The sequence below is a fragment of the Streptomyces sp. NPDC030840 genome (assembly GCF_055572015.1).
The window spans coordinates 1-12,539 of sequence record NZ_JBVIEE010000022.1 but is presented as its reverse complement, the minus strand read 5'-3'; the positions used below and the strand labels follow the sequence as shown (position 1 = coordinate 12,539).

Here is a 12,539-nt window from a genome sequence, read left to right as displayed (position 1 = left end):
CATGCAACCATTGCATGCGTGCAAGCGTTTATCGGATCCCCTGCCGACTGCCCTGCGGGAGGCCGCGAACAGCGCGGCGCCGGATCTGCGACTGGACGCCGCGGTTCGGCTACCCGGGACGGTAGCGGTGGAGGCGGAGACCGCAGCCACGGTCCTGGCCCGGCTCGCCACGCATCCGGCAGGCACCGTGGCCTGGCGCATAGCCTTTCCGGTGGCTGGGGGAGACTGGAAGACGGCGTATGGTCTCTTTGCTCGTCTTCAGATCTCGTCGCCGTGGTGCCCGTGTCGGTGCGGGACGGCCGCCGAAGCCCGCTCTTCGATCCGGTGCACCGCGGCCCGCAGGTCGTCCAGGTGGCGCCGCGCCACTTCCTGCGCGGACATGACCGTCTTGCGCCAGGTCACGTTGACGCATCCCAGTACCTCGCCGTGCAGGCGGATCGGTACGGCGATCGAGTTGCGACCGTCGAAGTCGTACTCCGGTGCGCGCACGCTGTATCCGCGGGACCGGGTGGTCGCCAGCAGACGCCGCAGCCAGCCCGGATCGTGCGCGTACGCGTTGCCCGGAGCGTCGTGCTCGCGCAGGCGGCGCAGGACCGCCTCCCGCTCCCGCTCGGCGCAGAAGGCGATGTAGGCCCGGCCCGAGGCACCGAGCAGCATGTGCGAACGGAAACCGATGGGCGCGACGGGGACCACCTCGTCGAAGTACGCCCTGGGGCTGTTGGTGTCGATCGTCTCCATGTAGTCCAGCCGGGGCACGGTCAGCACCGACGGCCACATCACGCGCTCGCACAGCTCCTCCAGGACCGACGACGCCAGCTCGCCGAGCCATTCGACGTCGTTGTACGGGGCCCTCTGGGGTCTGAGGCTTGCGACGAACGCCCCGTCGGCGAGCCGCTGCCAGACCAGGCCCTCCTGGTTGCAGGTGTGGAGGATGCGGATCAGGGTGGCTTTGGGGATGCCGGTGACCTGGTGCAGGTCGTGCAGGCTGGCGGCACGCATCTCCTCCAGGGCCTTCAGCACCCGTAGGCCGCGCTCGAGCGAGCTGATCGTTTTCACCTGGTACTGCCGCATGAGGCGACCCTCACCTGCGAAGATGGAGAGCGGATTTCACCAGGTGAAAAGCTAGCAGGGAACTGTTGCTCGCGTCCCGGCTCGTCGGGGACCGTTCCTCCACTGACGCGAGGAGGCGACATGACCGTCGAGACAGCAGGGGGCTTCCCTGCCGCTGGTCGGGCACACGGCGCAGCCGGCGGGGCCGCCGTGGTGGCCGAAGGCGAGCTGCTGTGGACGCCCGGCCCGCGGCGGGTCGCGGAGGCCAATGTCACGCGGTTCGCGGATTGGCTGTCCCGGGAACGGGGGCTGCGGTTCGACGGATACGACGAGCTGTGGAACTGGTCCGTCACCGACCTGGAGGGATTCTGGGGCGCCCTGTGGGACTACCTTGGCATTCGGTCGACGACCCCCTACTCCTCGGTGCTCGACGGCCGGGACATGCCGGGGGCGCGGTGGTTTCCCGGGGCGCGGCTGAACTACGCCGAGCACGTCCTGCGAAACGAACGGTCGGGCACTGACGCCGTGGTGTTCGGCTCCGAGAGCGCCGCTCCCGTCGGCCTTCCGTGGGAGGACTTCGCGGGCCGGGTGCGCGTCCTGGCGACCCGGTTGCGGGCGCTCGGCGTACGCCCCGGCGACCGGGTCTGCGGATATCTGCCGAACGTGCCTCAGGCCGCGATCGCGATGCTCGCGACGACGGCCATCGGGGCCGTATGGGCGAGCGCTTCCCCCGACTTCGGGTCGCGAGGCGTCATCGACCGGTTCGGCCAGCTCAGGCCGAAGGTCCTGTTCTGCGTCGACGGCTACCGCTACGGCGGAAAGACCTTCGACCGCCGGGACGAGGTGCGCCGCATCGCCGACGCGCTTCCCGGCCTGGAGCGCGTGATCCACCTTTCCGTCCTCGACGACGGGGACAACGAGCCGCTGGCCGTCGGCGGACTGCGCTGGGACGAGGTCCTGGACCACCCGCCCGTTCCCGCCGAAGACTTCGACTTCGAGCACGTCCCCTTCGACCACCCGCTGTGGGTGCTCTTCTCCTCCGGTACGACGGGACTGCCCAAGGCGATCGTGCACGGGCACGGCGGCATCCTGCTGGAGCAGCTGAAGCTGCAGACCTTCCACATGGACCTGCGCGAGGGCGACCGGCCGCTGTTCTTCACCACCACCGGCTGGATGATGTGGAACTTCCTGATCAGCTCCCTGCTGGTCGGCGCCTGCCCGGTGCTCTACGACGGGAATCCGGCCCACCCGGAGCCGGACGTGCTGTGGCGGATCGCGCAGGACACCCGGACCACCTTCTTCGGCGCCAGCCCCGCCTACGTCGACCTCATGGCCAAGGCCGGCATCGTCCCCGGCGAACGCTACGACCTGTCCGCCCTGCGCACGGTCATGCCCGCCGGTTCGCCGGTGTCGCCCCAGTGCACGGCCTGGTTCTACGGCAACGTCACGGCGGACCTGTGGATCGCCACCGGCAGCGGCGGCACCGACTGCTGCACAGGCTTCGTGGGCGGTGTGCCCACCCTGCCCGTGTACGCCGGCGAGATGCAGGCCCGCTCGCTGGGGGTCGCCGCGTACGCCTACGACGAGCACGGCCGCCAGGTCGTGGACGAGGTCGGCGAGCTGGTGATAACGGAGCCGCTGCCGTCCATGCCGGTCACGTTCTGGGGCCCGGACGGGGACGAGCGGTACCGCCGTACGTACTTCGAGGACTTTCCGGGCGTCTGGCGACACGGCGACTTCTTCAAGGTCAACGCTCGCGGCGGCTGCTTCGTCCTTGGCCGCGCCGACGCCACTCTCAACCGGCAGGGTGTGCGCATCGGCACCGCGGAGATCTACCGGGTCGTCGAAGCCCTCGACCAGGTCTCGGGAGCTCTGGTGGTCAGCCTCGACCTGCCGGACGAGAAGTTCTTCATGCCGCTGTTCGTCGCCCTGACCGACGGCGTCACGCTCGATGCCGGCCTCCAGCAGACGATCCGGGACCGGCTTCGCCGCGAGTACAGCCCCCGGCACGTACCGGACCGCATCATCCAGGTCCCGGCCGTCCCGACCACTCTGACCGGCAAGAAGCTTGAGGTGCCGGCGCGCCGCATCCTGCTCGGCACCCCCGTCGAACAGGCGGCCGACCGCAGCGCGGTCGCCGACCCTCGCGCGCTAGACGCCCTCGCCCGCTACGCCCGTACCCAGCGCGACTACCCCCTGGCCACTGCCACCGTCTGAGCCGCCCCACCCTCGGATCCCCGCTCCCTACCGCCTGAGCCGCACACCCTGGAGAGCCCCGTGAACGATGCCAGACCCACCCCCCGCTTCCCACTGCCCTCGGAACTGACCGACGTCGCGGGCGCCGAAGGCTGGGCGTCGATGTACCCGTACTACACCCGGTTCCAGCCCGGCGACGACCAGCGGTTCTGGTTCTACAACGCGATGCACTTCCCCGAGCCGATGCCCGCGTTCGACGCCATCACCGCCGAGGCGCCCTACACCGCTCTCGGCGCGAACACGGCACGCCTGTTCGTCTTCCCCACCACGCTCGGCATCGAGCACCGCATCGTCAACGGCCGGGTCTACATCACCGCCAACCCGGTCACAGACCCCGAGGAGATTCAACGCAGGCTCGCGGAGTTCAGTGAGCGGGCGGGGTACTACTACGAGAACTGGGACGACCTCTACCAGGGCTGGGTCGCCCGCATCACCGGGCTGATCGACGAGGTGCAGCGGATCGAGGTGCCCCGGCTGCCCGAGTTCGAGGACCCGGAGGTCGTGTTCCAGGCCAAGGGCGTGGCCCAGAACCACTACGTCCGGGAGAACTACCACCGGCTGATCGACCTGTACTCCAAGATGTGGCACCACCACTCCGAGTTCCTGATGCTCGGCTACGGCGCCTACGTCGTGTTCTTCGAGTTCTGCAAGACGTCGTTCCCGGAGATCCCCGACCAGGACGTGGCCCGCATGGTCGCGGGGATCGACGTCATCCTCTACCGCCCGGACGACGAGCTGAAGAAGCTGGCGAAGCTGGCGGTCGAGTACGGTGTCGACGATCTCTTCGTCGAGGGCTGCGAGCCGGAGAAGGTGCTGGCCGCGCTCGCCGCCCGCGGGGACGGCGGCCGGCGCTGGCTGGAGGCGATGGACGCCGCGCGCGAGCCGTGGTTCAACATGTCGACCGGCGCCGGTTTCTACCATCACCACCGCAGCTGGAACGACGACCTCACGGTGCCGTTCGCGGCGCTGCCCGGCTATGTCGACCAGGCCAGGAGGGGCGAACTGCTCGACCGCCCCACCGAACAGCTCACGGCCGAGCGCGAACGCATCGCCCAGGAGTACCGCTCCCTGCTGGCCGGAGAGGAGGAGCAGGCCGCCTTCGACCAGATGCTGGGCCTGGCCCGGGTGGTGTTCCCCTTCGTCGAGGACCACAACTTCTACTGCGAGCACTACTTCACCACCAAGTTCTTCGCCAAGGTCCGCGAGTTCGGTGAGCTGCTCCATGACCACGGGGTCCTGGCCGACGCCGAGGACGTCTTCCAGCTGAACCACACCGAGGTCGGCCAGGCTCTGACGGACGTGATGCTCGCTTGGGCGGCCGGGAGCAAGCCGGTGGGCTCGGTGCACATGCGCGAGACGGTCGCCGAGCGCAAGCGGATGCTGGACGCCCTCGCGGGCTGGTCCCCGCCGCCCGCGCTGGGACCTGTCCCCGAGGCACTCAACGACCCGGCGGTCCGCATGCTGTGGGGCATCACCGCCGAGACCATCCAGGCCTGGTCCACACCGACCGCGGACGGCGATCACGAGGTACGCGGCTTCGCCGCCTCGCCGGGCGTCGTCGAGGGCACCGCCCGGGTGCTGCTCAGCGCCAACGACATCGGCCAGGTCCGGGAGGGCGAGGTGCTGGTCTGTCCGGTGACCGCGCCCAGCTGGGGCCCGGTCTTCGGCAAGATCGCGGCCGCCGTCTCGGACATCGGCGGCACCATGTCGCACGCGGCGATCGTGGCCCGTGAGTACGGGCTGCCCGCCGTCGTCGGCACCGGCCACGCCACCAAGCGGATCACTACCGGCCAGCGGCTGCGCGTGGACGGCGACCGCGGCATCGTCACCATCCTCGACTGAGCCTGGGGAGCACAACCATGAACACCTCACCCCATGTCCGCCGGTTCGCGGAACTGCGGCTGACGGACCGGCCCACGGTCGGCGGCAAGGGCGCGAGCCTCGGCGAACTCACCTTCGCCGGCGCCCCCGTACCGCCCGGCTACGTCGTCACCACCACGGCCTTCGAGGCCTTCCTCGGCGCCCTCGACCCGGACGGCGGGATCCGCACCGCAATTGAGGCGCTGGACTCCGAGGACACCGAGGCGATCACCCGCGTGGTCACACCCGTCAGGGAGTGCATCGAGGCGGCCGAACTGCCCGAAGAGGTGGCGGCGGCGATCCGCGGCCACTACCGCGACCTGGACAGCGAGTCCGACAATCCGGGTGAGCCCGCCCCCGTCGCCGTACGCTCCAGCGCCACCAGCGAAGACGCGGAGGACGCCAGCTTCGCCGGCCTCCAGGACACCTACCTGTGGGTGCGCGGCGAGGACTCCCTCGTCGAGAACGTCCGCCGCTGCTGGGCCAGCCTCTACAGCGTCGAGTCGGTCAGCTACCGGCGTCGCCTCGGCCTGCCGGAACACGACCTCGCCATGGCCGTCGTCGTCCAGCGCATGATCGACCCGCGCTGCGCCGGTGTCATGTTCACCCGCAGCCCGCTCACGGGGGACCGCTCGGTCGTCGCACTGGAAGCGTCCTGGGGCCTGGGGTCCGCTCTCGTCAGCGGTGACGTGACACCCGACAAGTACGTGGTCGGCAAGGTGACCGGAGACATCTGCTCCCGTACCGTCTCGGCGAAGCTGCGACAGCACCGGATGGACCCCAGCGGCTCCGGTGTGCTGGAAGAGGACGTACCGGAATACCTCCGGGACGAACCCTGCCTGTCCGACGAGGAGATCCACGAACTCGTACGGCTCGGCCGACAGGTCGAGTCCCACTACGGAGCACCCCAGGACATCGAGTGGGCGATCTCCCGCAACCTCGTCCCCGGCCACAACATCTACCTGCTCCAAAGCCGTCCCGAGACCGTCTGGGCGAGCCGCGAGAAGGCCCCGACGGCCGCGCCGAAGGTCAGGGCGTTCGACCACGTCCTGTCGCTGCTCGGCGGCGCGGGCTCCGGCCCCGGCGGGAGTACGAAGTGAACCTGACCGGCGAGGACGTCCAGGACATCCTGCGGATCATCGACGGCATGGAGGTCGACCGCCTCCATCTGCGCACGGGTCGGTTCGAGCTGTCGCTTTGCCGTGGCGACGACGGCGCGTGGACGCAGTCCGCGCGCACGACAGCCGAACCGGTGCTGGTCGATGGCCGTGAAGTACCCGCGGTCCAGGGCATGGGTGCCGCGGACAAGCAGACTGAGCCCGCCCGCGAGGGTCTGATCGGGGTCCGTACACCGTTGCCCGGCGCCTTCTACCGGGCGCCGAAGCCCGGCGCGGCCCCCTTCGTCCAGATCGGGGACGAGGTCACCGAGACCACCGTCGTCGGGATCGTCGAGACGATGAAACTCATGAACTCCGTGTACGCGGAGGCCTCCGGCACGGTGGCCGAAATCGTCTTGGGGGACGGCGAGTTCGCCGAGCAGGGTGCCGTGCTCATGTTCATCGACACACTGGCGACAGGGGTGGCGCCGTGATCCTGCGACGCGTTCTGATCGCCAACCGGGGTGAGATCGCCCTGCGCATCATCCGCACGTGCAGGCGGCTCGGCATCGAGGCGGTGCTCGCCGCCTCCGACGCCGACCTCGACTCCGTACCGGCACGGCTGGCCGACCGAGTGGTGCGCCTCGGCCCCGCCCCGCCCTCGGCCAGCTACCTGGACGTGGACGCCGTCCTCACGGCGGCGAAAACCGCCGGCGCCGACGCCATCCATCCCGGATACGGCTTCCTCTCCGAGAACCAGCGGCTGGCCCGGGGCTGCACCAAGGCCGGGATGGTCTTCATCGGCCCCACGGTGGAACAACTAGCCGCAGTGGGCGACAAGTTGGAGGCCCGTCGGCACGCTGTGGCGGCCGGTCTGCCAGTGGTACCCGGCGGGCCGCTGGAGGACACGGCCGACGCGGCCCGGCTTGCCGCGGAGATCGGCTTCCCCCTGCTGATCAAGGCGGTCGGCGGTGGCGGCGGCCGGGGCATGAAGCAGGTGCACGATCCGGCGGACCTGTCCACGACCGTCGATCTGGCCGTCGCCGAGGCGGGCGCCGCCTTCGGTGACCCCCGCGTCTACCTCGAACGCTTCGTCGCCACCGGGCGGCACGTGGAGGTCCAGCTCATCGCGGACGGCGAGAACGTCGTTCACCTCGGCACCCGCGACTGCTCCGTGCAGCGCCGCTACCAGAAGCTCATCGAGGAGGCGCCCGCGCCCGCCCTCGACCCGGCCCTGCGCGAGGAGATGCACCGAGCCGCGGTGGCCCTCGGCAAGCACCTGGAGTACCGGGGCCTGGGCACGGTCGAGTTCCTCGTCGACGTCGACCGGGGCACCTTCTACTTCCTGGAGATGAACGCCCGCATCCAGGTCGAGCACCCGGTCACCGAGGCCATCACCGGACTCGATCTCGTCGCCGAGCAACTCGCCGTCGCCGAGGGACGCTCGCTCTCCTTCGGGCAAGCGGACGTGTCCTTCACGGGACACGCCATCGAGTGCCGGATCAACGCCGAGGACTGGGCCCGCGACTTCCAGCCAAGCCCCGGCACCGTGACCGAGGCGGTCTGGCCGCTCGGTGACGGCATCCGGATCGACACACACCTCCAGGCGGGCGCGAGCGTACCGCCGTACTACGACTCCCTGCTCGCGAAGCTGATCGTCCACGGCCGGGACCGCGCCGACGTGCTGGCACGGCTGCGCGCTGCCCTCACCCGGTGTGCGGTCACCGGGGTCCGCACCAATATCCCGCTGCACCAAGAGGTGCTGGCGGAGGCCGAGTTCGCCGAGGGCGGCGTGGACACCGCCTGGTTCACCCGCTTCCTGCGCGACCACCCGATAGGGAGCAGCCGTGGCTGACATCCAGCTCGTCGACGTGTCGCTGCGCGACGGCAACCAGAGCCTGTGGAGCGCCACCGGGCTCGACACCGGCAAGATCCTCCAGATCGCGCCGGTCCTGGACCGGGTAGGCTTCCGCGCCCTCGACTACACCTCCAGCACCCACATGGGCATGGCGGTGCGCACCCACCGCGAGGACCCATGGGAGCGGATACGGCTGACGCACCGCGCCATGCCGAACACCCCTCTGCAGTTCATCGGCACCGGGCTGCGCTTCATCTCCTGGGAGGTCGCACACCCCGAGTTCATGCAACTGGTCTACGACCGGCTGGTGGCCAACGGGGTCACCCGCTACGTCGTCCTGGACCCCATGCACGACATGGACGCCGTACGCGAGTCCGCCCGCATGATCCGAGCAGCCGGAGCCACCGAGATCGTCGGAGCACTGACCTTCACCGTCAGCGACGTCCACGACGACGCCCACTACGCCTCGCTCGCGGCGCAGATGGACGACTGCCCGGACATCGACCGGGTCTACATCAAGGACCCCGGCGGACTGCTGACTCCGGAACGCGCCGCCACACTGATCCCGGCCGTCCTTGGCAAGCTCGCCGGCACACCGCTTGAGCTGCACTCCCACTGCACGATCGGTCTGCCGGGCCTGACCTACCTCAAGGCTGCCGACCTGGGCGTACAGGCCCTGCAGGTGGCCTGCGGGGCTCTTGCGGGCGGCACGTCCCTGCCCAACGCCCAGCAGGTCGTGGCCAATCTGCGCGAAATCGGCCACACCGTGGACGTCGACGACCGGCTGCTGGGCGTGGTCGCCGACTACTTCGACGGCATGGCGGCGGCCGAGGGGCTGCCCGTCGGCGGTCCCCGGGACTACGACGCCGCGTTCATGCGCCACCAGGTCGCAGGCGGCGTCATGACCACCCTGCACCGGCAGCTCGACGAACTCGGTTTCAGCGACCGCTTCGACGCGGTCATCGAGGAGGTGACCCGCGTCCGCGCCGAACTCGGCCACCCCATCATGGTCACCCCGTTCCCGCAGATGGTGTGCACCCAGGCCCTCTACAACGTGATCGGCACCGAACGCTACGAGAACGTCTCCGACCCGGTGATCCGGTACGTGCTGGGCAGCTTCGGCCGCCCCACCGCCCCCGTGGACCCGCAGGTCGCCGACCGCATCCTGGGACGGCCACGAGCGAAGGAACTCGCCGCCGAACCGCCCCCGCCCACCGTCGCCGAACTGCGCCGGCGCCTCCCGCGCGGGATCAGCGACGAAGAACTGCTGCTGCGGGCCACCATGCCGGCAGAACAGGTGGACGCCATGGTGGCCGCCGGTCCGGCCCAACGGCACTACAACCCCGACGTCAAACCGGTGCTCGACCTGCTCCACGGTCTGCGGACACGCCCGGCGACACCCGAACTGATCCTCGACCGGCCCGACTTCCGACTGGAGCTGCACCGTGACCGCCGACCCGTCTGACGAGGCTGCCGCCTGCGTGACCACCGAAGCGGCGGATGAGACCGACGACCTGACTGGCCGTCTGCGGGCCATCCGGGGCGTCGTCTTCGACATGGACGGCACGCTCGTCCTGGGCGACCGGCGCAACCACGGGCTCACCCCCCTCCCCGGAGCCTTGGAAGTCACCGCCGACCTCACCGCCCGCGGCCTGCCCTGGGTCACCTTCACCAACGGCACCACCCGCACCCCGGCGGCCTACGCCGAAACGCTGCGCCGCATCGGGTTCGACCTGCCGGACGATGCCATGCTCACTCCGGCGACCAGCGCCGTCGACCACTTCCTGGCCATGGGACACCGCAGCGCGCTGGTGCTCGGCGGCGACGGCCTCAAGGAGCCGCTTCACCAAGCCGGCATCGAGATCGTCGAGTCCAAGGGCAAGCCGGAAGCCGACGCCGTGCTCGTCGGCTGGTACCGCGAGTTCACCATGGACGACCTGGAAACCGCCTGCCACGCCGTCTTCGGAGGCGCCACCCTGTACAGCAGCTCACAGTCGGTGTTCTTCGCCAGCGCCGACGGTCGGGCACTGGGCACCTCCCGGGCCATCTGCGCCATGATCAGCAGTGTCACGGGCGTCACCGAACAGGTCGTGGGCAAGCCGTCGCTGACCGGCCTGCGTTGCGCCGCGCGCCGACTGGGCGTCGCCCGGCAACACCTCGCCGTCGTCGGAGACGACCCGGAACTGGAGATGGCGATGGCCCGGCGTGCCGGGGCTCTCGGCATCGCCGTAACCACCGGCATCCACGCGGCGAACCACTTCGCCACGCTGCCCACGGAGCAGCGCCCGCATCTCACCGTCGAGGGTGTGGGCGGGCTGACCACCCTGTTGCCCGCCCTGAACTCCCACCCCATCGAGAACGGACCCGTACCGACATGACCACCACGACCGCCTCCCTGCGACCGAGCGCCCATCCCGGAGTCCTTGCCGACCTCGTCCCCGGATCCTCCCTCCTGCGGGACACTCTTCTCGTCGTCGGCGGCGCGGGCCTCACCGGCCTCTGCGCCCAGGTCTCCGTGCACACTCCGCTCAGCCCCGTGCCCTTCACCCTCCAGACCCTCGCGGTCCTGCTGGTCGGCACCGCGCTCGGTGCCGTTCGCGGGGCGTCGGCCATGCTGCTCTATCTCGCCGCCGGCGCCGCCGGAGTGCCCTGGTTCGCCAACCACACCCACGGTCTGGGCGGCCCCAGCTTCGGCTATGTCGTCGGGTTCGTCCTCGCCGCCACCCTCGTCGGCGAACTCGCCCGCCGCGGCAACGACCGAGGCATCCTGGGCACCGTGGGTCTGATGACGCTGGGCAACGCAGTCATTTACCTGGCCGGGACCGTGTGGCTGGCGATGGACCTGCACCTCGGCGCCCAACAGGCCATCGCGCTGGGAGTCACCCCGTTCCTCATCACCGACGCGCTCAAGATTGCCCTGGCGGCAGGACTGCTGCCACTCGTCTGGCGAGGCGTGGCGTCGACAGGGGCCCCTGAAGAGTGAAAACGCCGGTGCTCTTGCGAGGTTCCTGGTGCGGCCGGAGCCGCGGCCGCCGCGCGCTGCGCAAAGCGCCTGGCCGGTTCCGGCCGGTGCTCAGCGGGTGCGGCGGCGGACCGCGTCCAGGAGCTGGTCGATGTCTTCGGGAGTGTGAGAAAAGGAGGTGACGAGGCGGACGATACCCGGCGCCCAGCGGTCGTGGTAGAAGGTTTAGCCCTCAGCGAGAAGCCCCCCAAACCAGCCTGGCGCTCGCGGACGAGGACGTCGCCCAGGACCGCGCCCCGGCCCTTAGCCATCACTACGATCTCATCCTCGCCCACCACTTCGATCACGGCCCTCCACGGCCGCGCACAGTGACTCCCACTACATTGCTGAGCGACTCGATGTCGCCTTGTCTCCTGGCCATGGGCTGGCGTCCAAGCCGCTGCTTACGCTGCGGGACGTGGCGGCCCAGCCGTGGATCACGGTGCACGACGGCTTCCCGCTGATGTCGATCATCGAGGCCATCGCGAGCGTCCCGAACCGTGGCGGCGGGTGTTGACGTGTGAAGTGCCGGGCCGAGTTCGCCCGTGGCTGGAAGGACGAGCACACTTCAACAGACGTGTCCTGGTCGATCACGCCTACATCGTGGCTGGCGGAGAAATCACCAAACAGGCGCGGTCATGGATCATCAACAGTCTCGATGCGGCGAAGCGGCGTCACATCATTTATGGATCGGGAAGACATCGTGAACCTGTTCGTGGTGACGAGTCTGCCTGTGCCGACCCTGGTCGCTCGGTCCGTGCAAAACCCCACGGCGGCAGGTGCCGTCGGCTCGACGTCCAGTGAAAGGGCACCATTCTGACAAGAGCCGATGATGAGAAGGGGGCTCCAGAAAGTACGAGTCGATTTGTTACTCGCGTGGCCAAGGAGTGAAAGCTCGTCGGGGAGCAGGTGTGACACGAAGGCCTGTGCAGCGAGGAGTCGAGCGGCATTTGGCTCGGCTGTTCGCTTATGGTGCTTCGGCCTGGGGCGGATTGAGATCGGGCGGGTAGCCCTTGGCGCGAAGCCAGGTGTCGAGAGCCAGGGCGACGATGTCGCCGTGGGGAATGTCCTGGTCGGCGTTGTAGCGGCGGATGCGCCGCTGGAGTTGCAAGACATCGGGGACGGCGTAGTTGAGCTGTCCGCGTTTGATGTGGCGGTTGCCGATCACCGCAAGAGTGTCGGGATGGGGAGTGAGTGGATCGTCGGCGGGCTCGGACTGCGCATCGAGTGCGTCGGCCATCTCGCGTAGCCGACGGGCGTGGTGGGAGAGGTCGGGCACGAACGTTGCTCCGCTCGGTGCGGCTAGGCGGCTAGTTAGCCGCCTAGTAGGACTCCGTTAGGTCTGTCTTGATCTTGGTGTGGGTCTGCTGGGTAGGGGTTGGTGGCAGGTGGTGCAGGTGCCGGTCCAGCAGTTCAG

General features: G+C 69.4%; 10 protein-coding genes. 8 read left to right on the top strand and 2 right to left on the bottom strand.

What is annotated here, in order from left to right; all coding sequences use genetic code 11:
• Positions 1 to 258: 258 nt before the first annotated feature.
• Positions 259 to 1,071, bottom strand: a complete 813-nt coding sequence (locus tag ACZ49J_RS34585) for an IclR family transcriptional regulator domain-containing protein (protein WP_467454494.1) — start codon at positions 1,069 to 1,071, stop codon at positions 259 to 261.
• Positions 1,072 to 1,191: 120 nt separating this feature from the next.
• Between ACZ49J_RS34585 and ACZ49J_RS34580 the strand changes: the two genes are divergently transcribed.
• Genes ACZ49J_RS34580 through ACZ49J_RS34545 form a run of 8 tightly spaced genes read left to right on the top strand, consistent with a single transcriptional unit; the run spans position 1,192 to position 11,104 of the window.
• On the top strand, positions 1,192 to 3,267 hold the full coding sequence (locus ACZ49J_RS34580) for an acetoacetate--CoA ligase (protein WP_467454493.1): 2,076 nt from the start codon (positions 1,192 to 1,194) through the stop codon (positions 3,265 to 3,267).
• Between the two features lie 60 nt (positions 3,268 to 3,327).
• Positions 3,328 to 5,148 carry a PEP-utilizing enzyme gene (locus ACZ49J_RS34575; protein WP_467454492.1) on the top strand — a complete coding sequence of 607 codons (1,821 nt, stop codon included), beginning with the start codon at positions 3,328 to 3,330 and terminating at the stop codon, positions 5,146 to 5,148.
• 17 nt (positions 5,149 to 5,165) lie between these two features.
• Positions 5,166 to 6,266 carry a PEP/pyruvate-binding domain-containing protein gene (locus tag ACZ49J_RS34570; RefSeq protein ID WP_467454491.1) on the top strand — a complete coding sequence of 367 codons (1,101 nt, stop codon included), beginning with the start codon at positions 5,166 to 5,168 and terminating at the stop codon, positions 6,264 to 6,266.
• Complete coding sequence (locus tag ACZ49J_RS34565; protein WP_467454490.1) at positions 6,263 to 6,757, top strand: acetyl-CoA carboxylase biotin carboxyl carrier protein; 495 nt, start codon at positions 6,263 to 6,265, stop codon at positions 6,755 to 6,757. Before ACZ49J_RS34570 ends, ACZ49J_RS34565 begins: the two co-directional genes overlap by 4 nt.
• Entirely contained in the window at positions 6,754 to 8,118 is a 1,365-nt protein-coding gene (locus tag ACZ49J_RS34560; RefSeq protein ID WP_467454489.1) for an acetyl-CoA carboxylase biotin carboxylase subunit, read from the top strand. Before ACZ49J_RS34565 ends, ACZ49J_RS34560 begins: the two co-directional genes overlap by 4 nt.
• Positions 8,111 to 9,586, top strand: a complete 1,476-nt coding sequence (locus tag ACZ49J_RS34555) for a biotin carboxyl carrier protein (protein WP_467454488.1) — start codon at positions 8,111 to 8,113, stop codon at positions 9,584 to 9,586. The genes ACZ49J_RS34560 and ACZ49J_RS34555 overlap by 8 nt, the downstream gene beginning before the upstream one ends.
• A complete protein-coding gene (locus ACZ49J_RS34550; protein WP_467454487.1) occupies positions 9,567 to 10,499 on the top strand; it encodes an HAD-IIA family hydrolase in 933 nt (310 codons plus the stop codon). The genes ACZ49J_RS34555 and ACZ49J_RS34550 overlap by 20 nt, the downstream gene beginning before the upstream one ends.
• A complete protein-coding gene (locus ACZ49J_RS34545) occupies positions 10,496 to 11,104 on the top strand; it encodes a biotin transporter BioY (protein WP_467454486.1) in 609 nt (202 codons plus the stop codon). Before ACZ49J_RS34550 ends, ACZ49J_RS34545 begins: the two co-directional genes overlap by 4 nt.
• A 985-nt stretch (positions 11,105 to 12,089) precedes the next feature.
• Here the strand turns inward: ACZ49J_RS34545 and ACZ49J_RS34540 are convergent.
• Entirely contained in the window at positions 12,090 to 12,362 is a 273-nt protein-coding gene (locus ACZ49J_RS34540; RefSeq protein WP_467454485.1) for a hypothetical protein, read from the bottom strand.
• Between the last annotated feature and the right edge of the window lie 177 nt (positions 12,363 to 12,539).

What these genes read in the sequence shown, in the direction of transcription:
- ACZ49J_RS34585 (WP_467454494.1), bottom strand. Translation starts at nt 1,071, where the DNA reads ATGCGGCAGTACCAGGTGAAAACGATCAGCTCGCTCGAGCGCGGCCTA.
- ACZ49J_RS34580 (WP_467454493.1), top strand. Translation starts at nt 1,192, where the DNA reads ATGACCGTCGAGACAGCAGGGGGCTTCCCTGCCGCTGGTCGGGCACAC.
- ACZ49J_RS34570 (WP_467454491.1), top strand. Translation starts at nt 5,166, where the DNA reads ATGAACACCTCACCCCATGTCCGCCGGTTCGCGGAACTGCGGCTGACG.
- ACZ49J_RS34545 (WP_467454486.1), top strand. Translation starts at nt 10,496, where the DNA reads ATGACCACCACGACCGCCTCCCTGCGACCGAGCGCCCATCCCGGAGTC.
- ACZ49J_RS34540 (WP_467454485.1), bottom strand. Translation starts at nt 12,362, where the DNA reads ATGGCCGACGCACTCGATGCGCAGTCCGAGCCCGCCGACGATCCACTC.